The organism is Frigidibacter sp. MR17.24 (assembly GCF_037095655.1).
Classification (GTDB): domain Bacteria; phylum Pseudomonadota; class Alphaproteobacteria; order Rhodobacterales; family Rhodobacteraceae; genus Frigidibacter.
Map to the genome: position 1 here is coordinate 183046 of NZ_JBAWKE010000006.1, position 24440 is coordinate 207485.

Here is a 24440-nt window from a genome sequence, read left to right on the forward strand (position 1 = left end):
TGCCGCACGGCGTTTCGGAACGGCCGCCCTAGCGGGCGGCGTGGAACGGTTTGCCGAGCGCGGCGGGCGCAAGGCCCCGGCCGCCCTTCCAGGACAGGATCACCAGCGCGAGGATGGTGGCAAGATAGGGCGCCATCGCCAGGTACTGCGCCGGGATGGCGATGCCCGCGGCCTGCAGCCGCAGCTGCAGCACCGAGATGCCGCCGAACAGCCAGGCCCCGAACAGCGCCCGGCCCGGCCGCCAGCTGGCGAAGACCACGATCGCCAGCGCGATCCAGCCCGCGCCCGCGGTCATGCCGTCGGTCCATTGCGGCACCCGCACCAGGCTGAGATAGCCGCCGCCGAGACCCGCGCAGGCCCCCCCGAAGGCGATCGCCAGCGTGCGCACCCGCACCACCGGATAGCCCAACGCATGGGCGGCCTCGGCATTCTCGCCGACCGCGCGCAGGATCAGCCCCGCCCGGGTCCGCGCCAGGAACAGCCCCGTGCCCAGCACCAGCAGCAGCGCGAGGTACACGACCCAGTCGTAGCCGAACAGCACCGGCCCGATCACCGGCAGCCCCGCGAGCGGCCCGAACAGCGGCCCGCCGATCGACGGCGGCCGCACGCCGGAATAGCTTTGCCCGATCAGGGCCGAGAAGCCGATGCCGAACAGAGTCAGCGCCAGCCCCGTCGCCACCTGGTTCGACAGCAGCCCCTGCGTCAGCCCCGCGAAGACCAGCGACAGCGCCGCGCCCCCGGCGGCGGCGGCGACGAAGCCCAGCACCGGCGAGCCGGTCTGCACCGCGGTCGCGAAGCCGGTGATCGCGCCGACGATCATCATCCCCTCGACCCCGAGGTTCAGCACGCCCGCGCGCTCCACCACCAGCTCGCCGATCGCGGCCAGCAGGATCGGCGTCGCCGCGACGACGAGCGAGACGGTCAGCAGGACGGGGTCGATGATCATGCCGCCACCTTTCGGCCCAGCCGGACCCGGAAATTCGCCAGCACGTCGAAGGCGAGCAGGAAGAACAGGAGCATCCCCTGGAAGGCCTGGATCGCGGCCGAGGGCAAGGACAGCATCAGCTGCGCGATCTCGCCGCCGATGTAGGTCAGCGCCATCAAGAGGCCCGCCAGCAGGATGCCCACCGGGTTCAGCCGGCCGAGGAAGGCCACGATGATCGCGGTGAAGCCGTAGCCGGAGGCGAATTCCGTCGTGATCTGTCCCGAGGGGCCGGTGACCTCGAAGATCCCCGCCAGCCCCGCGAGCGCGCCCGAGATGCCCAGGCAGGCCAGCGTCATCGCGCCGGGCCGCACGCCCGCGAACCGCGCCGCGCGCGGCGCCTCGCCCGCGACGCGGATCTGGAAGCCGAACAGGAAGCGCGAGAACACCACCTGCGCCACGATCACCGCCAGCACCGCGGCGATCCCGCCCCAGTGCAGGCCGGTGCCCGCGACCAGCTCGGGATTGTGGGCGGCCGGATAGTCGCCGAAGTTGCGGCTGCCGGGAAAGCCCATGCCCTCGGGGTTGCGCAGGAAGCCGAAGGCCGCGGCCGACAGCAGCTGCTGCGCGACATAGACCAGCATCAGCGACACGAGGATCTCCGAGGTGCCGAAGCGGATCTTCAGCAGCGCCGGGATCATCGCCCACACGAACCCGCCCAGCGCGCCCGCGACGACCATCGCCGGGAAGATCAGCGGGCTTTCGGTGGGATAGGCCGCAAGGCCCACCGCCGCGCCGGCCAGCGCGCCGACCATGTACTGCCCCTCGGCGCCGATGTTCCAGATCTGGGCGCGAAAGCCGAAGGACAGCCCGATCGCGATCAGGATCAGCGGCCCCGCCTTCACCAGCAGCTGCGGCCGCGAATAGCTGGCGTAATCGCCAAAGAGCGGGTCCCAGAAGATGGTGCGGATCGCCTCGACCGGGTTCTTGCCCAGCACCGCGAACAGCAGCCCCCCCGCGATCATCGTCGCGATCACCGCCAGCACCGGGGTCGCGATGACCCAGCCGCGCGAGGGCTGCGGGCGTCTCTCCAGCCGGATCATGCGCGCGTCACCTGCGGATGGGCGATGCCGCCCGCCTCGGGGGCGGCGGCGCCCATGCCGTGCGCGCCGCCCATCATCATCCCGATCTCGTCCATCGTCAGCCCCTTGACCGGCCGCGGGCTGGTCATGCGCCCGCCGTTCAGCGCGGCGAAGCGGTCGGATATTTCCAGAAGTTCATCAAGGTCCTGGCTGATCACCACCACCGCCGCGCCCTCGGCCGCGCGGTTCAGGATCACCTGCCGGATCGCGGCCGCCGCGGCCGCGTCGACGCCCCAGGTCGGCTGGTTGATCAAGATCACCTTCGGGCCCTGCGCCAATTCGCGCCCGACCACGAATTTCTGCAGGTTGCCGCCCGACAGCGACCGCGCCGCCGCCCCGGGCCCGGGCGTGCGCACGTCGTAATCGGCGATCACCTCCTCGGCGAAGGCCCGGGTCTTCTTCCAGTCGATCAGGCCCATCCGCACCAGCCCGCGCCGGATCGCGCCCGACAGCAGCGCATTCTCGACAAGGCTCATCGCCGGCACCGCGGCATGGCCCAGCCGTTCCTCGGGCGCCGAGACGAAGCCCAGCCGGCGCCGGGCGTTCGGCCCCAGCGCGCCCACGTCGCGGCCGGCGGCGCGGATCATCGCGGGCGCGGTCGCAAGCTCGCCCGACAGCGCCAGCAGCAGCTCGTCCTGGCCGTTGCCCGCGACGCCGGCGATGCCCAGCACCTCGCCGGCGGCGACGGTGAAGCGGATGTCCTTCAGCGCGGTGCCGAACGGGATCGGCGAGGCGACCGACAGCCCCGCGACCTCGAGCGCGGGCTCGCCCTCGGCCATGGCTGGCTGGCCGCGCTCGGGCGGGGTCAGGGTCTGGCCCACCATCATCTCGGCCATCTCGCGGGCCGAGACCTCGCGCGGGGTGCAGGCGCCCACGACCTTGCCGCGGCGCAGGATCGTGGCACCGTCGCAAAGCGCGCGGATCTCCTCGAGCTTGTGCGAGATATAGAGGATCGCCGTGCCCTCGGCCGACAGCTGGCGCAGGGTGGCGAACAGGATCTCGACCTCCTGCGGCGTCAGGACCGAGGTCGGCTCGTCCATGATCAGCAGCTTGGGGTCCTGCAGCAGGCAGCGCACGATCTCGACCCGCTGGCGCTCGCCGGCCGAGAGATCGCCCACCAGCCGCGCGGGGTCCAGTGGCAGGCCATAGGCGCGGCTGACCTCGGCGATGCGGCGGGCGAGATCGCGGGGCTTGGGCGGATCTTCCATGCCCAGCGCGACGTTCTCGGCCACCGTCAGCGCCTCGAACAGGGAAAAGTGCTGGAACACCATCGCCACGCCCGCGGCGCGCGCGGCGCGCGGATCGGCCGGGGCATAGGGTGCGCCCAGCATCCGCATCTCGCCCGCGTCGGGCTTGACCAGCCCGTAGATCGCCTTGACCAGCGTCGACTTGCCGGCGCCGTTCTCGCCCAGCAGCGCGTGGACCTCGCCCGGGGCGATCCGGAAGCTGACATCGGCATTGGCGACGACGCCGGGATAGGCCTTCGTCAGCCCCCGGATCGCCAGAAGCGGCGTCTCGCCCGTCACTTGCCCGTCCCTCATGCCTCCGCGCGCCCCTCGCCTGCGACGGGCGCGGCCACCCTGTCTTCGCCCCTCAGTAGCCGCGCGGCGACGCCGACGGCAATGGCCTGCGGGTGCTTGCCGAGGGAAGGATCGCCTATCGGACAGGCAATGCGCAATATTTGGGCGTCGGAATGGCCCAGCGCGCGCAGCCGGGACCGGAACCGCGCCGCCTTGGTCGCCGAGCCGATCAGCCCCGCCCGCGCGAAGCCGTGGCCAAGCAGCCGGTGGCAGATCTCGAGGTCGAGCGCATGCGAGAAGGTCAGCACCAGATGCTCGGCCGCGGGCGGGGCGGCGGCCATCGCCTCGGCCCCGGCGATGCGGATCGCGACACCCTCGGGCAGGCGGTCGGGAAAGCGGTCGCGCGCGGTGTCGAGCCAGGTGATCGCCAGATCCGGCAGCGGCGCCAGCACCGCGACCAGCGCCCGCCCGACATGGCCCGCGCCCCAGATCCACAGCGGCCGGCCCGCGCGCGGCGCGGCCTCGGCCAGCCAGCCGCCCGACAGGACCGGGGCGGCGGGCACGATCCCCTCGGCCCGGGCGCGGGCGCGCAGCCGGTGCAGCGGCAGCGGCAGCGGCGCGGTCCCCTCGACCCGGCGCAGCCACAGCCCGTCCTCGGGCGGGGGCAGCGCCGCCTCGGGCTCGAACACCAGCGTCACGGCGCCGCCGCAGCACTGGCCCAGCTCGGGCCCCAGCGGCCAGCGCCGGACCCGGGCGCCCGGCTGGCCGATCATCGCGCGGGCCTCGGCCACGGCGCGCCATTCCAGCGCACCGCCGCCGATCGTGCCCTGCTGGCCGGTCGCGGTGACGGTCATCGCGGCCCCCGGCTCGCGCGGGGCCGAGCCCGCGACGGCGGCGACGAGGATGCGGATGCTCATGCGCCGGCCGCCCGGGCGATGGCCTGCAGGATGCGCTCGGGCGTGGCGGGGGCATCGAGCGCGGGATAGCCGGGCCCGCAGGCGGCGCAGGCGTCCGACAGCGCGAGGAAGGCGGAAATCCCAAGCATGAAAGGCGGTTCGCCCACGGCCTTCGAGCGGTAGATCGTCTGTTCGCGGTTGGCCCCGTCCCACAGCGCGACATTGAACACCCGCGGCCGGTCCGAGCAGGCGGGGATCTTGTAGGTCGAAGGCGCATGGGTGCGCAGCCGGCCGTTGCCGTCCCAGACCAGCTCCTCGGTCGTCAGCCAGCCCGCGCCCTGCACATAGCCGCCCTCGATCTGGCCCACGTCCAGCGCCGGGTTCAGAGAGGCGCCGCAATCGTGCAGGATGTCGGTGCGCAGGATCCGGTTCTCGCCTGTCAGCGTGTCGATCGCGACCTCGGTGATCGCGGCGCCATAGGCGAAGTACAGGAACGGGCGGCCCCGGCCGGCAAGCCGGTCCCAGGTGATCTTCGGCGTGGCGTAGAAGCCGGTGGCCGACAGCGAGACCCTTCCCTGATAGGCGGCGGCCACGGCCTCGGCCCAGGGCAGGTCGGTCAGGCCGATGGCGACGCGCCCGGCCTCGAAATGCACGTCGCGGGGATGGGCGTCATGGGCGCGGGCCAGATGCTCGGCGATGCGGGTGCGGATCGTCTCGCAGGCGGCCTTGACCGCCATGCCGTTCAGATCGGCCCCCGACGAGGCCGCGGTGGCCGAGGTGTTGGGCACCTTGCCGGTGTCGGTGGCGGTGATGCGCACGAGGTCGGCGGGGATGCCGAAGACCGAGGCCGCGACCTGGCTCACCTTGCGGTGCAGGCCCTGGCCCATCTCGGTGCCGCCGTGGTTCAGCCCGACCGAGCCGTCCTGGTAGACGTTCACCAGCGCCCCGGCCTGGTTGAGATGGGTCAGCGTGAACGAGATGCCGAACTTGACCGGGCTGAAGCCGATTCCGCGCTTCAGGATCGGATTTGTCTGGTTCCAGGCCGCGATCTCGGCCCTGCGACCTTCGTAGATGGCGGATTTCTGCAAGCGTTCGGTCAGGCCGTGCAGGATGAAATCCTCGACCTCCATGTGGTAGGGGGTGCTGTTGCCGGTGTCGCTTCCGGTCGCGGCGCTGGCGCTGACGGCATGGCCCGCCACCACGGCCTCGGCCCCGCGCGAGGCAAGGTCGGTGCCCGGCTCGGCACCCTCGAGCGTCATCGGCTCGGGCTCCGGCAGGGCGGGGGCGGGCGCCATCACCACCGGCCCGGCCTCGGCGTAATAGTTGCGCCGGCGCAGCTCGACCGGGTCGATCCCCAGCGCGTGGGCCAGGTGGTCCATCACCCGCTCGATCCCCAGCACGCCCTGCGGTCCGCCGAAGCCGCGATAGGCTGTGGCGCTTTGGGTATTGGTGCGCAGCCGGTGGCTCTCGATCCGGATCGCGGGGATGCGATAGGCGTTGTCGGCGTGCAGCATCGCCCGGTCGGCCACCGGCAGGCTGAGGTCCATCGACCAGCCGCAGCGGAAGAGATGCGTGAATTCGACGCCTTGAAGCCGGCCCTCGGCATCGGCCCCGGCGCGGTAGCGGATCTTCAGGTCGTGGCGCTTGCCGGTGATGACCATGTCGTCGTCGCGGTCATAGCGCATCTTGCAAGGCCGCCCGGTGCGCGCCGCGGCCACGGCGCAGGCCACGGCCAGCGCATTGCCCTGGCTTTCCTTGCCGCCAAAGCCCCCGCCCATCCGCCGCATCTCGACCCGGACCATCGCCATCGGCAGGCCAAGCGCCTCGGCCACCTTGTGCTGGATCTCGGTCGGGTGCTGGGTCGAGGACAGGACGTGGCAGCCGCCATCCTCCTGCGGCAGCGCCATCGCGGCCTGGCCTTCCAGATAGAAATGCTCCTGTCCGCCGATCTCGATCTCGCCGGCGACGACATGGGCCGCGGCGGCGATCGCGGTCGAAGGCTGGCCGGTCTGCCAGATCACCGGCCCGCCCTCGAAGCGGCTGCCGGCCTCCATCGCCTGCTCGACGGTCAGGATCGCCGGCTCGGGGGCATAGTCGACCCGGCCCAGCCGCGCGGCGCGGCGGGCGGCCAGGTGGCTGGTCGCGATCACCAGGAACACCGGCTGGCCGATATAGTGCACCTCGCCCAAAGCCAGCAGCGGCTCGTCGTGCAGCGAGGGCGAGCAATCCGGCATGTGCTTGAAGTCACGAGAGGACAGCACCGCGACCACGCCTTCGGCTGCGCGGACCGCGCGCAGGTCGCAGGCGGTGATCCTGCCGCGGGCGCAGGTCGACAGGCCGAAGGCCAGGTGCAGCGTGCCCTCGGGCGCGGGCTGGTCGTCGACATAGCGGGCGCGGCCGGTGACATGCAGCAGGCCGCTGTCGTGGGGCAGGGGGCGGCCGACGCTCATGCCCCCATCTCCAGCACCGAGACCGGCTCGCCGTTCAGCTCGTGGCACCAGCGCAGCAGCAGGTTCTGCGCCACCCGCAGCCGGTAGCCGGCCGAGGCGCGCATGTCCGACATCGGCGCGAAATCCTCGGCCAGCGCCGCCATCGCGTCGTGGATCTCGGGCAGGCCGAAGGCCCGGCCCTCGAGCGCGGCCTCGGCGGCGCGGGCGCGTTTCGGCGTGCCGGCCATGCCGCCGAAGGCAAGGCGAACGCCGGTGGCCACGCCTTCGTCCAGCATCATGTCGAAGCCGGCCGCGACCGCAGAGATGTCCTGATCGAACCTTTTCGAGATCTTGTAGGCGCGGAAATTGCCGTTCGTTTTACGGAAATCGACCGAATGCACGAATTCGTCGGGGGCGCGGTCCTGCTTGCGGTAATCGAGGAAGAACGCCTCGAGCGGGATCGTGCGGTGCTGCGCGCCGCGGCGCAGGGTGAGCGTGGCGCCCAGCGCGATCAGCGCCGGCGGCAGGTCACCGATCGGCGAGCCGTTGGCGATGTTGCCGCCCACCGTCGCCGCGCCGCGGATCTGTTCCGAGGCGAAGCGGCGCAGGTAGCCTGCGAGCGCGGGCAGCGCGGTCTCGGTCGCCGCGCGCAGCCGCTGCACGGTGACGCCGGCCCCGACGCGGAAGCCGGTCGCCGTCTCGTCGATGCGCTGAAGCTCGCGGCAGGCATGCAGGAAGATCAGCCGCTCGGGGCGGCGCAGCTCCTTGGTCACCCAAAGGCCGACGTCGGTCGCCCCGCCGACCAGCAGCGCGCCGGGATCGGCCGCGAGCGCCGCGGCCAGCGCATCGGCCGTCGCCGGGGCGAGCGGCGCGGGCCCGGTCTCGGCAGGGGCGGCGGCGCGGATCCAGTCCGGCACCGGCTCGGCCGCGGCGGCCTCGGCGGCGCGGACGATCGGGGCATAGCCGGTGCAGCGGCACAGGTTGCCCGCCAGCTGGTCGTCGTGGTCGGTCCGCCCGTTCAGGTGTGCCGTCGCCATCGAGGCGATGAAGCCCGGCGTGCAGAAGCCGCATTGCGAGCCGTGGTGGTCCACCATCGCCTGCTGCACCGGGTGCAGCCGGCCGTCGGGGGCGGCGATGCCCTCGACGGTGGTGACCGCGCGGCCATGCAGTTGGGCCACGAACAGGATGCAGGCGTTCAGCGCCCGGGTTCCGGCCGCGTCGGTGACCATCACCGTGCAGGCGCCGCAGTCGCCCTCGTTGCAGCCCTCCTTGGTGCCGGTCAGGCCGCGATCCTCGCGCAGCAGGTCAAGCAGCGTGCGCGTCGGATCCGCAAGCTCGACGCGGACGGGCGTTCCGTTCAGGTGAAACGCGATTTCGGGCATGGATGAACCTGCCGCTGTCTGTCGCGCCGCGACGGGCGGGGGGCGCCCGATGCGGCGTAAAGCGGCCCCTGCGCCCGAGTTTCGCGGGCGCTCCATGGTCTGTAAAGGGGTTTTCCGGCCCGGGTCCGCTCTGGAATCGCCCTCGCCGGCCCGGTCCTGCCGGCCCGCTCTTGCCGGCCCGCTCTTGTCGGTCTCGGCGGGCGGCCTTAGGCAGAGGGGGCAACAGGCGGCAGGAGGCGCGGGCATGGCACTGGAAGACGCGAAGACGCAGGTCGACATGGGGTTCACGCGCGCCGAGCCGCGCGGGCTGGCCTACGAGAACGCCTTTGGCGGCGCGACGAGCTTCCTGCGCCGGCGCTATACCAAGGACCTTGCGGGCTACGACCTGGCCGTCACCGGCGTGCCCTTCGACCAGGCGGTGACGCATCGCACCGGCACCCGGTTCGGCCCGCGGGCGGTGCGCGAGGCCTCGAGCCTGATGGCCTTCGACGCGCCCTTCGACTGGGGCTACGACCCGATGACCGAGTTCGCGATCGCCGATTGCGGCGACCTCGCCTTCGACTATGCCAAGGTGTCGGACTTTCCCGACACGCTGACCGCCCATATCCGCGGCATCCTGGCCCAGGGCGCGGGGACGATCACGCTGGGCGGTGACCACTATATCACTTTTCCGATCCTGAAGGCCTATGCCGAGCGTCACGGGCCGATCCCCTTGATCCATTTCGACGCCCATTCCGATACTTGGGCGGATGACGACCTGACCCGGATCGACCATGGCACGATGTTCTACAAGGCGGTGAAGACCGGCGTCGTGGATCCGGCGCATTCGGTGCAGGTCGGCATCCGCACCGACAATCCCGACACGATGGGCATCGCCCAGATCCCCGCGCGCGAGGTGCACGAGCAGGGCGCCGCCCGCGTGGCCGAGCGCATCCGCGCCATCGTCGGCGACCGGCCCTGCTACCTGACCTTCGACATCGACGCGCTGGATCCGGCCTTCGCCCCGGGCACCGGCACGCCGGTCTGGGGCGGGCTCGCCAGCTGGCAGGCGGCGGCGATCCTGCGCGATCTGGCCGGGATCCGGCTGCTGGGCGGCGACGTGGTCGAGGTCTCGCCGCCCTACGACACCACCGGCGCGACCGCGATCGCGGGGGCGCATGTCGCGCTGGAACTCATCTGCCTATGGGGCTGGACCCGGCGCGGCGGCAGCGGCCGGGGCTGACGGCGAAGGCCCACCCCAGAAGGTCCGCCCCCCGAACGGCCGCCCCCCGAACGACCGCCAACGAAAAACGCGCGCCCGGCCGGGGCGCGCGTTGCGGGTGTGCTGACAGGATCGCTCAGGCCGAGCGGACCAGCCCCAGGATGTCTTCCTCGGGCGCGGGCACCCAGATCGTGGCGGCGCCGCTTTCGCCGGCAAAGCCGGTGCGGACCTCGGGCGGGCCCTGGCGGGTGAAGCTTTGCGCCTGTCCGGGGACCAGGCCGTTTTCCTCGGCCAGCGCCAGGAACACGTCGCGCGGGTCGCGCGCCGCGTCGGTCTCGATGCTGAATTCGACCGGGTGGCCTTCGGCGCGCAGGGTGTAACGCATGAACATAGTCGGGTCTCCATTCTCGCGTAGGGCGCCCTGAACCCATGCGCCGCCCCCCGGGTGGGGCGCGGTCGCGCAGGCCTCATCCCCGCGGCCAGGCGGTGGAGGACGGGCGGCTGATGTCGGACGTCCGGGGACCGGGGCACCGCATCGCGCGGCGCCGACCCTCCCCCGGAGGAGGTGAGCGGAAGATAGGCGGCGAGATGTCGCGGCGGAAGGGGCGGCGGGCGGAAAACCGCGCTGTTAGCGCGCACACTGGCCTGTGCACCGATCGGTTCAGATGTAACTTGACGACAATTTGCCGCAGCGCCGGCGACATTGGCGCTTTACCCCGGCGGCGGGGCGCTGTAGGTGCCTCCGATCCCGCGGGGGGCCATGCCGGCCGTTCCCCGCCATTGGCCCGGAGGCACCGGGTTCGCGGATTCCCGGGCACAGGTCGGCAGGACATCACGATGAAAACGACGCTTTCCACGGCCCTCGAGGCACGCGGCTACACTTCGCTGACCCCCGTTCAGGAGGTCGTCACCGGCGAGACCTATGCCGGCCGCGACCTTCTGGTCTCGGCGCAGACGGGGTCGGGCAAGACGGTGGGCTTCGGCCTTGCCATCGCGCCCGAACTGCTGGGCGAGGGCGAGAGCCTTGGCGTGCCGGCCGCGCCGCTGGCGCTGGTGATCGCGCCGACGCGGGAACTTGCGCTGCAGGTCAAGCGCGAGCTTGGCTGGCTTTACGCCGGCGCCGGTGCCGTCATCGCCTCGACCGTGGGCGGGATGGACGCGCGGGCGGAACGGCGCGCGCTGATCGACGGGGCGCATATCCTCGTGGCGACGCCCGGCCGGCTGTGCGACCACCTGCGCCGCGGCTCGGTCGACCTGTCGGAGCTGCGCGCCGTCGTGCTGGACGAGGCCGACGAGATGCTGGACCTCGGCTTCCGCGAAGACCTCGAGACCATTCTCGCCGCCGCGCCGGAAAGCCGCCGGACGCTGATGTTCTCGGCCACCGTCTCGCCCGAGATCGAGCACCTGGCCCGCACCTTCCAGCGCGATGCCGAGCGCATCACCGTCGCCGCGCCGGGCGGCAAGCATGCCGACATCTCGTACCGGGCGGTGATGGTCGCCGAGCGCGACGAGGAGAACGCGATCACCAACCTGCTGCGCTTCCACGAGGCGCCGAACGCGATCGTCTTCGCCAACACCCGCGCCGCGGTCTCGCGGCTGGTGTCGCGGCTGTCGAACCGCGGCTTCTCGGTGGTGGCGCTGTCGGGCGAGCTGAGCCAGCAGGAGCGCAGCCACGCGCTGCAGGCGATGCGCGACGGCCGGGCGCGGATCTGCGTCGCGACCGATGTCGCCGCGCGCGGCATCGACCTGCCGAACCTCGATCTGGTGATCCACGCGGAGCTGCCGCTGTCGGAAGAGGCGCTGCTGCACCGTTCGGGCCGCACCGGCCGGGCCGGGCGCAAGGGGATCTCGGCGCTGATCGTGCCGCCGCGGGCGATGCGGCGGGCCGAGCGGACGCTGAAGGCCGCCAAGCTGGAAGCGATCTGGGAGCCCGCGCCCTCGGCCGAGGCGGTGCTGGAGCGTGACGACACCCGGCTGCTGGAAGACCCGGTCTGGGCCGAGGTCGCGACCGAGGCGGAAACCGCGACGGTGAGCCGGCTTCTGGCCGAGAAGGGCGCCGAGGCGACGGCGCTGGCGATGCTGCGGCTGTGGCGCGGCCAGCGTTCGGCGCCCGAGGATCTGAACCCGGTCGCGGCGCGGGCCGAGCCGGGCGCGGGCTTCGGCCCCTCGGTCTGGTTCTCGCTGCCGATCGGGCGCGAGCGCAATGCCTCGGCCAAGTGGATCATGCCCAAGGTCTGCGACGCGGGCGGCATCTCGCGCCGCGAGATCGGCGCGATCCGCATCGCCCCCGAAGAGACCTATGTCGAGATCGCGGCCGAGGTCGTGCCCGCGTTCCTCGAGGCGCTGGGCCCGTCGCGCGAGATCGCCGAGGGCCTGTCGCTGACGAAGCTCGACGCGGCGCCCCAGGGCACCGCCTATCACCCGGGGCCGCGCAAGAGCTTCGGGCCGAAGCCGGGCGGCGCCAAGGGCGGCAAGCCCTGGGCCAAGGGTCCGCGCGCCGAGGGCGACGACCGCCCCGGTCCGAAAGGCGCCAAGCCTTGGGCCAAGGGGCCGCGCCCCGAGCGCACCGAAGGTGCCGAGCGCCCGGCGCCGCGCCCGAAATACGCCCGTGACGGCGGCGAGAACCCCGGCGGCTGGCAGCCGCAGCCGTCGCGCAAGCCGGGCGCCAAGTTCGGCGCCAAGCCGGCCGGTGCGAAGTTCGGCGGCAAGCCCGGCGGCGCGAAGTTCGGCGCCAAGGGCAAGCCCGGCGGCTTCAAGGGCAAGTGACCGCGACCGGGAGAGGCGGGCCTGCCGGCTTGCCTTTCCCGTGCCGGGAAGGATAGAGGAGATCGATCCCCCCGGCCTGACCCTGCGCGTCCCGGCCGCTCTCCCAGTTCCGGAGCTTGACCCCATGGCATTCCTGAAGCGGCTTGGCATCGACACCTACATGCTCCTGCTCATCGCGACGGTGGTGCTGGGGGTGGTGCTGCCGGTGCGGGGCATTTTCGCCGACGGGCTGAAGCAGGTCACGTTCTGGGCGGTGGCGCTGCTGTTCTTCCTGTACGGCGCCAAGCTGAATGCCGCCGCGGTGCGGGCCGGGCTGATGAACTGGCGGCTGCAGGCGCTGACCTTCGTCGTCACCTATGCGATGTTCCCGATCCTGGGCCTGGCGATCACCTGGGCCGCGGGTCCGCTGCTGACGCCCGAGACCCGCCTGGGGATCCTGTTCCTGTCGGTGCTGCCCTCGACCGTGCAAAGCTCGATCGCCTTCACCTCGATGGTGGGGGGCAACGTGCCGGCGGCGATCTGCGCGGCCTCGGTGTCGAACCTGGTCGGGGTCGTGCTGACGCCGGTGCTGGTGACGGTGATCCTGCACCAGGGCGGCGCCACGGTGCAGGGCGACGCGGCGGTCAAGATCGCGATGCAGATCCTGCTGCCCTTCGTCATCGGCCAGCTGCTGCGGCGCTGGATCGGCGGCTGGGTCGCCCGTCACAAGACCCTGACCATGGTCGTCGACCGCGGCTCGATCCTGCTGATCGTCTACTCGGCCTTCTCGGCGGGCACGGTCGCGGGGCTGTGGCACGTGCTGTCGCCGGCCGATCTGGTGACGCTCTATCTCGTGGTGGTGGCGTTCCTCGCGCTGGCGATGCTGGCGATGGCGGGCCTTGGCCGCGCCACCGGCATGGCGTTCGAGGACCGGGCGGTGCTGTTCTTCTGCGGCTCGACCAAGAGCCTGGCGAGCGGCCTGCCGATCGCGACCGCGCTGTTCCCGGCCGCGACGCTGGGCGCCGTGGTGCTGCCGACGATGCTTTATCACCTGTCGCAGCTGTTCGTCTGCGCCGTCGTGGCCCAGCGCGGCGCCGCGCGGCTGGCGGGCGAGGGCGCGCCCGCCCGCGCCTAACCTGCCCGCGCCTAGCCTGCCAGCGGCCAGACCAGCAGCAGCACCGGCAGGCCGACCGCGACCACTATGACCTCAAGCGGCAGGCCCATCCGCCAGTAGTCGGTGAAGCGGTAGCCGCCGGGGCCCAGCACGATGGTGTTGTTCTGGTGCCCGATCGGCGTCAGGAACGCGCAGGAGGCGCCGACCGCCACCGCCATCAGGTAGGTGTCGGGATTGGTGCCCGTCGCCTCGGCCAGCCGGATGCCGACCGGCGCCGCCAGGATCGCCGTGGCATTGTTGTTCAGCACGTCCGACAGGCACATCGTCGCCACCAGCAGCACCGCGACCGCCACCCAGGGCGCCAGCCCGTCGGTCATCCGGGCGATGCCCTCGGCGATCAGGCCAGAGGTGCCGGTGGTGTCCATCGCCATGCCCAGCGGCATCAGCGCGCCCAGAAGCACGATCACCGGCCAGTCGACATGGTCGTAAAGCTCCTCGGCCGTCAGCACCCCGCCGAGGACATAGCCGCCCAGCACGATCCCCAGCGCCACCGGCATCGAGATCCAGCCCGTCGCCACCACCGCGATCGCCAGCACGAACAGCCCGATCGCGAAGCGCGCGCTGCGCTCTTTCACCACCGGCTCGGCCCCGTCGAGCGGCAGCACGTGCAGCCAGTCGACGATCGCCTCGGCCTGCGCCTCGGGGACCAGCAGCAGCAGGATGTCGCCCGGCTCGATCCGCGTCGCGCGCAGGTGCGACCGGATCGTCCGGCCGCGCCGGATGATCCCCAGCAGGACCGAGTCGTGTTCCTGGCCCAGCCGCAGCTGCCGCGCGGTCAGGCCCGCCAGCCGCGACTGGGTCGACACTACGACCTCGATCATCGTCTGGCCCTCGCGCGCGACCATCGGCGCGTCGGCCTCGCGCCCGTCGGGATAGGACAGCCCCAGTTCGAGCCGCAGCTCCTCGAGCGCGGAGGGGACGGCGTGGATCAGCAGCATGTCGCCCACTTCGGCCGTGGCGGTGCCGCCCATCGCATAGACCCGCCGCCCGCGCCGGGTCAGCGCGACCAGCGTCGCGTCGGCCTTCTGCGCCGCCTCCTCGAGGTCCGCGCGGCTGAGCGTGGCGGCGCGGCTGTCCTCGGGCACCACCAGCTCGGCCACGTACTGGCGCATCTTCGACTGGTTGCCGGCCCCCTCGGCATCGTCGCGCCGCGGCAGCAGCCGCCAGCCGACGAGGCAGATGAAGGCCAGCCCCGCCACCGCCACCGCGCCGCCCACCGGGGCGAAGTCGAACATGCGGAACGGGGTGCCGCCGGCCTCGGCGCGGAAGCCCGCGACGATCAGGTTCGGCGGCGTGCCGATCAGCGTGACCATGCCGCCGAGGATCGTGGCGAAGGCCACGGCCATCAGCGTCAGCGACGGCGCCCGCCCGGCCTTGCGCGCGGTCTGGATGTCGAGCGGCATCAGCAGCGCCAGCGCGGTGACGTTGTTCATCACCGCCGAGATCAGCGCGCCGACGCCGCCGATGCGCGCGAGATGCAGCGCGACCGGCGCCTCGGGGCGGGTGAGGTGGCGCCCGAGCAGGTTGACGGCGCCGGTGCGCATCAGCCCGGCCGAGACCACGAGCACCAGCGCGACCGTCATCGTCGCGGGATGGGCGAAGCCCGAGAAGGCGTCGTCGGCGGGAACGATCCCGGCGACGACGGCGGCCATCAGCCCGGCGAAGGCGACCAGGTCGTGGCGCCACCGGCCCCAGATCAGCAGCGCGACGACAAGGGCGAAGATGGATACGAGGGTGATCTGGTCTGACGTCATCGCCTGTGCCGGAAGCCTGTGCGGGGAAGGCGGCCCGGATGCGGCCGCTGGGGCACAAGGCGGCGCGGCGGCCTGCGGTTCCGGCCCGGCGGATGGAAATTCGCGAAGACTTCGCGACGCTTGCCGGGCGGGCGGGGCTGTGGGATGACCATGGCATGACCGTGCCCTTCACCTCGTTCATGGAGATCGCGCTGGCCCAGGCCGCGGCGGCGGCCGCGCGCGGCGAGGTGCCGGTCGGCGCGGTGGTGGTGGCGCCGGGCGGCCGCGTCGTCGCGCAGGCCGGGAACCGCACGCGCGAGCTGTCGGACCCGACCGCCCATGCCGAGGTTCTGGCCCTGCGCGCGGCCTGCCGCGCCGCGGGGTCCGAGCGGCTGCCGGGCCATGACCTGTGGGTGACGCTGGAACCCTGCCCGATGTGCGCGGCCGCGATCGGCTATGCGCGGATCGGGCGGCTGTACTACGGCGCGGCCGATCCGAAGTCGGGCGGCGTGGCGCAGGGGGCGCGGGTCTTCGCCCATCCGCAGTGCCACCACGCGCCCGAGGTCTATGACGGCATCGCCCGCGCCCCGGCCGAGGCGCTGTTGCGCGACTTCTTCGCCGCCCGGCGCTAGTCCGCGACCCGGCGGAAGGCGAGGAAGGTCATCATCCCCGCCGGCGGGAAGGCGCGGGTCTCGATCAGCTCGAGCCCCGGGGTGCCGGTCACGCGCGCAAGGTCGAAGTCGGAATGCCAGCCGAGGTGGTCCGACAGGCCGGCGGTGCGCCGCTCGAGCCAGGCCATGGCGCCGGTCTCGGACCGGAAGTGGTTGGTCAGCACGACGTGGCCGCCGGGGCGGGTGACGCGGGCGATCTCGGCCATCACCCGCTCGGGCTCGGGCACGACCGACATCACGTGCATCGCGGTGACGGTGTCGAAGCTGGCGTCGGCGAAGCCGAGGCTGCGGGCATCCATCCGCGCCAGCAGCTCGACCGTGTCCAGCCGGTCGCGGGCGACCCGGGCCTGGGCGCGGGTCAGCATCTCGCCCGAGAAGTCGATGCCGGTGACGCGGCAGCCGGGGCCGTAGAAGGGCAGGGCAAGCCCGGTGCCCACCCCGATCTCCAGCACCCGGCCGCCGCGGGCATTGACCCAGTCGACGGTGCGGCGGCGCCCGGCATGGGTCAGGGCGCCGAAGCTCTGGTCGTAGAACCGCGCCCAGCGGGCGTAGGTGGTGCTGACGGCGCTCAGGTCCATCGTGTCAGCCCCGGTGACGCTGGCGCGGCGGGCGCACGAAGGCCAGCACGACCATCGCGGCATAGGCCGCGCACAACAGGATCAGCGTCTCCCACGGATAGGTCAGCAGCGCCGCCCCGGCGACGGCGACGCCGACCAGCAGGAATTTCACGTTCTCGCGCCCGATCCGCGCGGCCTTCAGCGACCAGGTCGGGATGCGCGAGATCATCAGCAGCCCCACCGCCGCCAGCCAGGCGCAGGTGACGATGCCCGGCAGCACCGGCTCGTGCGCGCCGCCCGGCGAGGTGAAGGCGAAGGAGATGTACATCGGCAGCATCGCGAGCAGTCCGCCCGCGGGCGAGGGCACCCCCATGAAATACCCCGGCGGCAGCGCCGGGCCCGGCAGCACGTCGTCCTCGGCCTTCATCGCGACGTTGAACCGCGCCAGCCGCAGCACGCAGCAGACCGCCAGCGCCAGCACCGCGAGCCAGCCGGCCGAGCGCATGTCCTGCAGCGCCCAGAAATAGACCAGCAGGCCGGGCGCGCAGCCGAAGTTCAGGAAATCGGCGAGGCTGTCGAGTTCGGCCCCCATCCGGCTGTTGCTTTTCAGCAGCCGCGCCAGCGAGCCGTCGACGCCGTCGATCACCGCGGCGAAGAAGATCAGCTCGACCGCCAGCAGGTATTCCCCCTGCACCCCGAACCGGATCGAGCTGAGCCCGGCGCAGATCGCCCCCACCGTCAGGATGTTGGGCAGCAGCTGCAGCAGCGAGAAGTCGCGGGCCGGGGCGCGGGGCAGGCGGCGGCGGGGCGGGCGCATCGGCTCAGCCCGCCCGGGGCGTCGCCGGCGCGACGGGCGCCGAGAGGTCGGCCAGCACCGTCTCGCCCGCGACCGTGGTCTGGCCGACCGAGACCAGCGGCACCACGCCTGGCGGCAGGTAGGTGTCGAGCCGCGAGCCGAAGCGGATCAGGCCGAAGCGCTCGCCCGCGGCCAGCGGCGCGCCGACCTTGACGAAGCACAGGATCCGGCGCGCGACGAGGCCCGCGATCTGCACCACCGCCACCTGCCGGCCATCGGCCAGCCGGATCGCGAGCGAGTTGCGCTCGTTGTCCTCAGAGGCCTTGTCGAGCGAGGCGTTGACGAAGGTGCCGGGCCGGTACGAGATCGCCGTGACCTCGCCCGAGACCGGCGCGCGGTTCACGTGGCAGTTGAACACCGACATGAAGACCGAGATCCGCGTCAGCGGCTCGGGGCCCATCCCGAGGTCCTCGGGCGGCACCGCGGGTTCGATCATCGAGATGATGCCGTCGGCGGGGCTGATCACCAGGTTCGGGCGGGTCGGGGTGACGCGCTCGGGGTCGCGGAAGAAGTAGTAGCACCAGATCGTCAGGATGACGCCGATCCAGCCCAGCGGCTCCCACAGCCAGAACAGCACGAGGGTGATCGCGGCGAAGATCGCGACGAAGCGGTAGCCCTCGGGGTGCATCGGTTTGAGGAAGGTGTCGGTCATGCGCATCGTCGGCGGGCCTCGCGGGTCGGTGGGGACGCGCGGCGGTCGGCGTCGTCGCAACCTTCCTAAGGCAAGGGGCCGGGGATGCAAGCACGCGGCGCCGGTCCGTTGCCGCGTGCCTGCATCCCCGGCCGGGCCGCGCCGGGATCCGCGCGTCCCGGCCGGGCCGGGGAGCGGGGCGCGGAGCGTGCTCCCGGCCGGCTGTCGCCGGGCGGTATCACCCGGGCGGCGCGACGGCGCCGGGATGCCCCGCGCGGGTCTTCCCGGCGGGGAGCGGCCGTCAGATCGTGATCGGGGTCAGGACCTCGGGTTCGATGACCTCGACCTCGGGCAGGGCCTCGGCCAGCGGCGCGGCCGACTGGGCGAGGGCGGGGAAGGTCCGGTAGTGGCAGGGGATGATGGTCTTGAAGTCGAAGAAGGTCTTGGCCGCGTAGGCCGCGCGCTTCATGTCCATCGTGTAGTGCCCGCCACAGGACAGGATGCCGATGTCGGGCGCGTGCAGGTCGGCGAAGATCTGCATGTCGGCCATCACGTCGGTATCGCCCGAGACGTAGATCACGTGGCCTTCGCCCGCGATCATGTAGCCCGATTCCGTGCCCATGTAGAGCGGCCCCGCATCGGTGGTGACCGACGACGAATGCGTGGCCATGACCATCGTCACCTCCGCGCCGCCCAGCGCGACCGTGCCGCCCTTGTTGAAGCCGATGCCGTCGGCGACGCCCGCGGTCGCCTGCAGCCAGCCCACGATCTCGGGCACGCCCACGACCGGGATCGACAGCTCGGTCGCGATGGCGGCGGCGTCGCCGGTATGGTCGCCGTGGCCGTGGGTCAGAAGCACATGCGTCGCGCCGGCGATCGCCTCGGCCCGCTTCTCGGCCGGGAACATCGGGTTCCCCGTCAGCCAGGGGTCGAGCAGGATGACGGCGTTCTCGATCTCGATGCGGAAACCGGCATGGCCGAGCCAGGTGATCTTCATCGTGTCTTCTCCTTGCGGTGTGTCTTGCTGCGAGACCATAGGGCGCGGCGCGCCCAAGGAAAATGCGGCGATGCGCTTGCGCCCCGGTGCCGTCGGGTCCGCCCGGGGCCACGGTGAGCGGTCGGGTCAGCCGCCGGCCCGGCTGGCGGAGGGGCTGCCGAAGACCTCGTGGCACAGCGCCCGCGCGAGCTGTGCATCAACGGGCAGGCCGTTCAGAAGCCGGTACCAGAACGCGCCGTGGATCATCGCCGAGATCAGCGCGGGGTCGCGGCCGGGGGCGATCTCGCCGGTCCGGCGCGCCTCGTCGAGCATGTCGGTCACCAGCGCCTCGCGCGGCAGCACGAAGCGGTCGCGGAACGCCTGCCGGAACGCCGCGTCGGCCTGCGCCGCGGCGATCAGCGCCGCCAGCGTCTCGCCGTCGCGCGCGACATGGTCGAAGACCGCCAGCAGGAAGGTCTCGAGCCGCGCCGCGACCGGCCCCGGCGCCGTTCCGACCGGCGGCGGGTCGAAGCCCGCGCCGGTTTCGAACACCGCCTCGAGCACGAGATCCGCCTTTGCCGGCCAGCGGTTGTAGATCGACTGGCGCGCGACCCCGGCCACCGAGGCGATCTGGCCGATCGACACGCTGTCATAGCCCCGCTCGCGCACCAGCCGCAGCGCGGCCCGCTTCATCGCCTTGCCGGCCTCGGCATCGCGGGGCCGCCCCGCGCGGCGCTCGCCGTCATCCATCGCCTGTCTCCCCGGGTTCCGGCACAGGGAACTTGATTTCTGGACCGAAGTCCATCAATTGTGACTGGACCGCAGTCCATTAATTCCTCCCGCCAGGACAGGTGCAGATGTCGATCCCCTTGCTGTCGTCCCGCCGCGCCGCGGCCATGACCGGCGTTCTCGCGCTGCTGTCGGTCTTCCCGCCGCTTGCGACCGACATGTACCTTGCGGCGATGGGCGATCTGGCCGCGGCGCTGCACGCGGGCCGGAGCGAGACCGAGCTGTCGCTGTCGCTGTTCTTCCTGGGGCTTTGCCTGGGGCAGCTGGTGGTCGGGCCGCTGGCCGACGTGCTGGGGCGGCGGCTGCCGCTGCTGGCGGGCTGCGCGCTGTTCACGATCGCCTCGGGGCTGCTGCTGGCGACCGGCGAGATCGCGGTGTTCAACGCGCTGCGGGTCGTGCAGGCGATCGGCGCCTGTGCCGGGATGGTGGTGGGGCGCGCGGTGGTCAACGACCTTTACGAGGGGCCGCGCGCGGCCAAGGCGATGACGGTGCTGGTGATGCTGATGACGCTGGGGCCGATCGCGGCGCCGACGCTTGGCAGCCTGCTGCTGCAGGGCTTCGGCTGGCGGTCGATCTTCTGGTGCATGGTCGGGGTCGGGGCGCTGGCCTTCGGGCTGACGCTGGCGGTGATCCCCGAGACGCGGGCCCGTGCGGCGCGGCCGGCACGGCCGGTGCCGACGGCGCTGCGCCATGCCCGCGCGCTGATGCGCAGCCGCGCCTTCGTGGTGCCGGCGCTGACGGCGGGGCTGGTGCAGGGCGGGATGTTCGCCTTCATCACCGGCTCGTCGGGCGTGTTCCAGGGGGTGTTCGGGCTGGGGGCGCTGGCCTACGGGCTGCTGTTCGCGGCGATCGCGGCGGCGCTGCTGGCGGCGGGGCGGCTGAACGGGCGGCTGCTGGACCGCTTCGCGCCGGGCGCGATCCTGGGGGCGGGGCTGCCGGCCTATGCGCTGGCGGCGACGGCGACGGTGCTGGTCTCGGGGACGGCGCAGCTGTGGGTGTTCGTGGTGCCGCTGTGGATCGCCATCGGCATGGTGGGCCTGCTGTCGGCGAACGCGATGGCGCTGGCGATGGAGGCGGCGCGGGCGGCGGCGGGGATGGGCTCGGCGCTGATGGGGGCGCTGCAGTTCGGGCTGGCCTTCGCGGTCTCCTCGGCGGTGGCGCTGGCCGCCGGGCAGTCGGCGCTGCCGATGAGCCTTGGCCTGCTTCTGCCGGCGCTGGCGGCGACGGCGCTGTGGCACCTTGCCGCGCCCGGGCCCGCCCCCCGGACCCGGGCCCGGGCCTGACCCCGCGACCCCGGGGTCCGGCTGCGGGCCCGACCGCCGCCCCGGGGTGCGCGCCGCGCTTGCAGCGTGGCGCCCTGATGGGTAAACCCGGCCCCGATCAGAAGGAGCCCGGGATCCATGTCCATCGACATCGCCACCGCCGCCCGCGTCGCGCAGCTGTCGCGCATCGCCGTGAAGCCCGAAGACCTGCCCCGGCTGGCCGAGCAGCTCTCGGACATCCTCGGCTTCATGGAGCAGCTGAACGAGGTCGACGTCGAGGGCGTCGAGCCGATGACCTCGGTCACGCCGATGCGGCTGAAGCGGCGCGCGGACGTGGTGACCGACGGCAACATGCCCGAGAAGGTTCTGTCGAACGCGCCCGACGCGCGCGAGGGCTTCTTCGCGGTCCCGAAGGTGGTGGAATAAGACGATGACCGAACTCAACACCCTGACCATCGCCGAGGCCCGCGACCGGCTTGCCAAGCGCGAGTTCACCGCCGAGGACCTGACGATGTCGTGCCTGTCGGCGATCGATGCCGGCGGCGCGCTGAACGCCTTCGTGCACAACACGCCCGAGATCGCGCTGGCGCAGGCGCGCGCCGCCGACGCGCGGCTGGCGGCGGGCGACGCGCCCGCGATGTGCGGCGTGCCGATCGGCGTGAAGGACCTGTTCTGCACGAAGGGCGTGCCGTCGCAGGCCGCGTCGAACATCCTCAGGGGCTTCACCCCGGAATACGAATCGACCGTCACCGGCAAGCTCTTCGACGCGGGCGCGGTGATGCTGGGCAAGCTGTCGATGGACGAGTTCGCCATGGGCTCGTCGAACGAGACCGCGTGCTACGGCCCCGCGATCAGCCCCTGGCGGCGGGCGGGCGACGACGCGAAGATCACGCCCGGCGGCTCGTCGGGCGGCTCGGCGGCGGCGGTGGCCGCCGACCTGTGCCTTGCCGCGACCGGCACCGACACCGGCGGCTCGATCCGCCAGCCGGCGGCCTTCACCGGCATCACCGGGATCAAGCCGACCTACGGGCGCGTCTCGCGCTGGGGGATCATCGCCTATGCCTCGTCGCTGGACCAGGCCGGCCCGATGACCAAGTCGGTGCGCGACGCCGCGATCATGCTGGGCGCGATGGCCGGGGCGGACGCGAAGGATTCGACCAGCGCCGAGATCGCGGTCCCCGATTTCGAGGCCGCGCTGACCGGCGACATCCGCGGCAAGCGCATCGGCATCCCGAAGGAATACCGGCTGGACGGGCTGAGCGCCGAGATCGCGAAGCTTTGGGACGACGGCATCGCGATGATGAAGGATGCCGGCGCCGAGATCGTCGACATCTCGCTGCCCCACACGAAATACGCGCTGCCCGCCTATTACGTGATCGCCCCGGCCGAGGCCTCGTCGAACCTCGCGCGCTATGACGGGGTGCGCTACGGCCACCGCGCGAAGCTCGCGCAGGGCGACGGCATCACCGAGATGTACGAGAAGACCCGCGCCGAGGGCTTCGGCCCCGAGGTCCAGCGCCGGATCATGGTCGGCACCTACGTGCTGTCGGCGGGCTTCTACGACGCCTATTACAACCGCGCCCGCAAGGTCCGCGCGCTGATCAAGCGCGATTTCGAACTGGCCTTCGAACAGGGGATCGACGCGATCCTGACCCCCGCCACGCCCTCGCCGGCCTTCGGGATCGGCGAGGTGACCGATGCCGATCCGGTCGAGATGTACCTGATGGACGTCTTCACCGTGACGGTGAACCTCGCCGGGCTGCCCGGCGTGACGGTTCCGGTGGGGATGTCGGGCTCGGGCCTGCCGCTGGGGTTGCAGCTGATCGGGCGGCCGTGGGAGGAGGGCGACCTTCTCAATCACGCCTACGTGCTCGAACGCGCCGCCGCCTTCGTTTCAAAACCGTCGAAATGGTGGTAAGCGCCGCCGCATTCCCGCGCGCCACCTGTCCCCGACCGCAGTAGCCGAGACCGCCATGACCGTCCTTCGCCTGTTCCCGCATGTTGCGCTGACCGCTGCCCTGCCGCTGCTGGCGATGACGGCCTGTGCCCCGGTGGCCCCCGATGACGCGGCGGGCGTCGGGTTCAACGACTACGCGGGCTACATGGCGCAGAACACCGGCCGCGCGGCGCCGCAGGGCAGCTATGGCGCGCAGGCGGGGCTGGTGCAGAACGGCGGGCCGCAGGGGACGATGCAGGGCACCCTGCCGGGGGCGGCCGCCGCGGCGACCGGAGCCGGCATGACGGGCACCGGCATGACGGGCGCTGGCGGCGACATCGGCACGGCCACCCTTCAGGCGCTCGGCCGCGCGCCCTCCGGGACCGCGGTCGGCCAACCGATGGGCCAACCGATGGGGCAGCCGCTGCCCGCCCCGGGCGCCGGCGTCAGCCCGCAGCTGGAAGTGACCGCCGCGCCATCCGCGGCCGCCGCCGCGCCGGTGATCGACAACGGCGGCATCTCGTCGGAGAACGACTTCTCCGCCGTGTCCTCGGAACGCTCCATCGAGGCCGACCGCGCGCGGATCCAGCAGAATGCCGCGACCTACCAGCAGATCGCGCCGACCGCCCTGCCGCAGCGCGCCGGCAACGGGCCGAACATCGTCGAATACGCCGTCAACGCCCGCAACGCGCTGGGCGAGCAGGTCTATCCGCGCTCGTCGCTGCACCTCTCGAGCGTGCAGCGCAACTGCGGCCGCTTCGCCTCGCAGGATCTCGCGCAGATCGAGTTCCTCAACCGCGGCGGCCCCGAGCGCGACCCGGGCAACCTCGATCCCGATGGCGACGGCTATGCCTGCCTGTGGGATCCGCGGCCGTTCCAGAAGAAGTGACCGCCGGCTTCCCCTCGCCCAATCACGGCGAGCGGCGGGGCGGGCTCGTGCCCAGCCACGTGGTCATCCACTACACCGCCATGGAAAGCCATGCCGCCGCCCGCGCGCGGCTCTGCGATCCGGCGGCCGAGGTCTCGTGCCACTGGCTGATCGGCACGGACGGCCGGGTCGAGGCGCTGGTCGACGAGCGCCGCCGGGCCTGGCACGCGGGCGCGGGCAGCTGGGGCGGGCTGTCGGACCTCAATTCCCGCTCGATCGGCATCGAGCTCGACAATCGCGGCGAGCGGCCCTTCGCGGCGCGCCAGATCGATGCGCTGCACGGGCTGCTGGCGGGCATCCGCGCGCGCTGGGCGATCCCGGCCGCGGGGGTGATCGGGCATTCCGACATGGCGCCGGGGCGCAAGGCGGACCCGGGCCCGCGCTTCGACTGGCGCCGGCTGGGGCGCGCGGGGCTCGCGCCCTGGCCGTCCGCCGCCGACGACCCGGCCGCCACCGCGCCCGTCGGCGGCCTCGACGCCGATCTCCTGGCCTTCGGCTATCCGGCCGAGGTCGCGCCCGACCTGCGCCTCGCGGCGTTCCGCCTGCGCTTCCGCCCCGGGGTCGCCGGCCCGGCCGACGGGCGCGACGCCGCGATCGCCGCCGAACTCGCGCGCCGCTGGCCGGCGGGGCCGGGGGCTCACGTCCCCGGCGCCTGACGGAGCCTTCCCCGGGAAGATGTCCGCACCCCCG

22 protein-coding genes are annotated in these 24440 nt (G+C 72.5%); 9 read left to right on the top strand and 13 right to left on the bottom strand.

Going from position 1 to position 24440, the window contains the following annotated elements:
* Positions 1–28: 28 nt before the first annotated feature.
* From V8J39_RS17965 to xdhA, 6 genes are read right to left on the bottom strand one after another with little or no spacing between them, the layout of a single operon-like run.
* Positions 29–946, bottom strand: a complete 918-nt coding sequence (locus tag V8J39_RS17965) for an ABC transporter permease (RefSeq protein ID WP_336462325.1) — start codon at positions 944–946, stop codon at positions 29–31.
* Positions 943–2025 (bottom strand): ABC transporter permease, encoded by a 1083-nt coding sequence (locus tag V8J39_RS17970; protein ID WP_336462326.1) that lies wholly within the window; start codon positions 2023–2025, stop codon positions 943–945. The genes V8J39_RS17965 and V8J39_RS17970 overlap by 4 nt, the downstream gene beginning before the upstream one ends.
* The gene (locus tag V8J39_RS17975) at positions 2022–3605 is read right to left on the bottom strand and encodes an ABC transporter ATP-binding protein (RefSeq protein WP_336462327.1); all 1584 of its coding nucleotides are present in this window, start codon (positions 3603–3605) and stop codon (positions 2022–2024) included. The genes V8J39_RS17970 and V8J39_RS17975 overlap by 4 nt, the downstream gene beginning before the upstream one ends.
* Entirely contained in the window at positions 3602–4501 is a 900-nt protein-coding gene (xdhC, locus tag V8J39_RS17980; protein ID WP_336462328.1) for a xanthine dehydrogenase accessory protein XdhC, read from the bottom strand. Before xdhC ends, V8J39_RS17975 begins: the two co-directional genes overlap by 4 nt.
* Positions 4498–6930 (bottom strand): xanthine dehydrogenase molybdopterin binding subunit, encoded by a 2433-nt coding sequence (gene xdhB / locus V8J39_RS17985; RefSeq protein ID WP_336462329.1) that lies wholly within the window; start codon positions 6928–6930, stop codon positions 4498–4500. Before xdhB ends, xdhC begins: the two co-directional genes overlap by 4 nt.
* Positions 6927–8291 (bottom strand): xanthine dehydrogenase small subunit, encoded by a 1365-nt coding sequence (xdhA, locus tag V8J39_RS17990; protein ID WP_336462330.1) that lies wholly within the window; start codon positions 8289–8291, stop codon positions 6927–6929. The genes xdhB and xdhA overlap by 4 nt, the downstream gene beginning before the upstream one ends.
* A gap of 244 nt (positions 8292–8535) precedes the next feature.
* Between xdhA and speB the strand changes: the two genes are divergently transcribed.
* A complete protein-coding gene (speB, locus tag V8J39_RS17995; protein WP_336462331.1) occupies positions 8536–9513 on the top strand; it encodes an agmatinase in 978 nt (325 codons plus the stop codon).
* A 115-nt stretch (positions 9514–9628) separates the two neighbouring features.
* On the opposite strand, the gene V8J39_RS18000 is transcribed toward speB, so the two are convergent.
* Positions 9629–9883 carry a hypothetical protein gene (locus V8J39_RS18000; RefSeq protein WP_336462332.1) on the bottom strand — a complete coding sequence of 85 codons (255 nt, stop codon included), beginning with the start codon at positions 9881–9883 and terminating at the stop codon, positions 9629–9631.
* Positions 9884–10329: 446 nt separating this feature from the next.
* Between V8J39_RS18000 and V8J39_RS18005 the strand changes: the two genes are divergently transcribed.
* Both V8J39_RS18005 and V8J39_RS18010 read left to right on the top strand, forming a co-directional pair.
* Entirely contained in the window at positions 10330–12258 is a 1929-nt protein-coding gene (locus tag V8J39_RS18005; protein ID WP_336462333.1) for a DEAD/DEAH box helicase, read from the top strand.
* 124 nt (positions 12259–12382) lie between these two features.
* The gene (locus V8J39_RS18010; protein ID WP_336462334.1) at positions 12383–13372 is read left to right on the top strand and encodes a bile acid:sodium symporter family protein; all 990 of its coding nucleotides are present in this window, start codon (positions 12383–12385) and stop codon (positions 13370–13372) included.
* Between the two features lie 11 nt (positions 13373–13383).
* Here the strand turns inward: V8J39_RS18010 and V8J39_RS18015 are convergent, their stop codons facing one another.
* The gene (locus V8J39_RS18015; RefSeq protein WP_336462335.1) at positions 13384–15165 is read right to left on the bottom strand and encodes an SLC13 family permease; all 1782 of its coding nucleotides are present in this window, start codon (positions 15163–15165) and stop codon (positions 13384–13386) included.
* Between the two features lie 161 nt (positions 15166–15326).
* On the opposite strand from V8J39_RS18015, the gene V8J39_RS18020 reads away from it, so the two are divergent.
* A complete protein-coding gene (locus V8J39_RS18020; RefSeq protein WP_336462392.1) occupies positions 15327–15776 on the top strand; it encodes a nucleoside deaminase in 450 nt (149 codons plus the stop codon).
* Here the strand turns inward: V8J39_RS18020 and V8J39_RS18025 are convergent.
* From V8J39_RS18025 to V8J39_RS18045, 5 genes are all read right to left on the bottom strand, one after another.
* The gene (locus V8J39_RS18025; RefSeq protein WP_336462336.1) at positions 15773–16393 is read right to left on the bottom strand and encodes a class I SAM-dependent methyltransferase; all 621 of its coding nucleotides are present in this window, start codon (positions 16391–16393) and stop codon (positions 15773–15775) included. The genes V8J39_RS18020 and V8J39_RS18025 overlap by 4 nt on opposite strands.
* A gap of 4 nt (positions 16394–16397) precedes the next feature.
* Positions 16398–17189 (bottom strand): CDP-alcohol phosphatidyltransferase family protein, encoded by a 792-nt coding sequence (locus V8J39_RS18030; protein ID WP_336462337.1) that lies wholly within the window; start codon positions 17187–17189, stop codon positions 16398–16400.
* A 4-nt stretch (positions 17190–17193) separates the two neighbouring features.
* Positions 17194–17886, bottom strand: a complete 693-nt coding sequence (locus tag V8J39_RS18035; RefSeq protein WP_336462338.1) for a phosphatidylserine decarboxylase — start codon at positions 17884–17886, stop codon at positions 17194–17196.
* Between the two features lie 274 nt (positions 17887–18160).
* Positions 18161–18856: a metal-dependent hydrolase gene (locus V8J39_RS18040; RefSeq protein WP_336462339.1), complete on the bottom strand. Its 696-nt coding sequence runs from the start codon at positions 18854–18856 to the stop codon at positions 18161–18163.
* Between the two features lie 126 nt (positions 18857–18982).
* Positions 18983–19585: a TetR/AcrR family transcriptional regulator gene (locus V8J39_RS18045; RefSeq protein WP_336462340.1), complete on the bottom strand. Its 603-nt coding sequence runs from the start codon at positions 19583–19585 to the stop codon at positions 18983–18985.
* 107 nt (positions 19586–19692) lie between these two features.
* On the opposite strand from V8J39_RS18045, the gene V8J39_RS18050 reads away from it, so the two are divergent.
* The 5 genes from V8J39_RS18050 (at position 19693) to V8J39_RS18070 (ending at position 24406) form a co-directional block, all read left to right on the top strand.
* Entirely contained in the window at positions 19693–20907 is a 1215-nt protein-coding gene (locus V8J39_RS18050; protein ID WP_336462341.1) for a Bcr/CflA family efflux MFS transporter, read from the top strand.
* Between the two features lie 117 nt (positions 20908–21024).
* Positions 21025–21312 carry an Asp-tRNA(Asn)/Glu-tRNA(Gln) amidotransferase subunit GatC gene (gene gatC, locus V8J39_RS18055; RefSeq protein WP_336462342.1) on the top strand — a complete coding sequence of 96 codons (288 nt, stop codon included), beginning with the start codon at positions 21025–21027 and terminating at the stop codon, positions 21310–21312.
* A 4-nt stretch (positions 21313–21316) separates the two neighbouring features.
* Positions 21317–22804, top strand: coding sequence for an Asp-tRNA(Asn)/Glu-tRNA(Gln) amidotransferase subunit GatA (gatA, locus tag V8J39_RS18060; protein WP_336462343.1), 1488 nt, complete (start codon positions 21317–21319; stop codon positions 22802–22804).
* A 55-nt stretch (positions 22805–22859) separates the two neighbouring features.
* A complete protein-coding gene (locus tag V8J39_RS18065) occupies positions 22860–23711 on the top strand; it encodes a hypothetical protein (RefSeq protein WP_336462344.1) in 852 nt (283 codons plus the stop codon).
* Positions 23708–24406: an N-acetylmuramoyl-L-alanine amidase gene (locus V8J39_RS18070; protein ID WP_336462345.1), complete on the top strand. Its 699-nt coding sequence runs from the start codon at positions 23708–23710 to the stop codon at positions 24404–24406. The genes V8J39_RS18065 and V8J39_RS18070 overlap by 4 nt, the downstream gene beginning before the upstream one ends.
* Positions 24407–24440 lie beyond the last annotated feature (34 nt).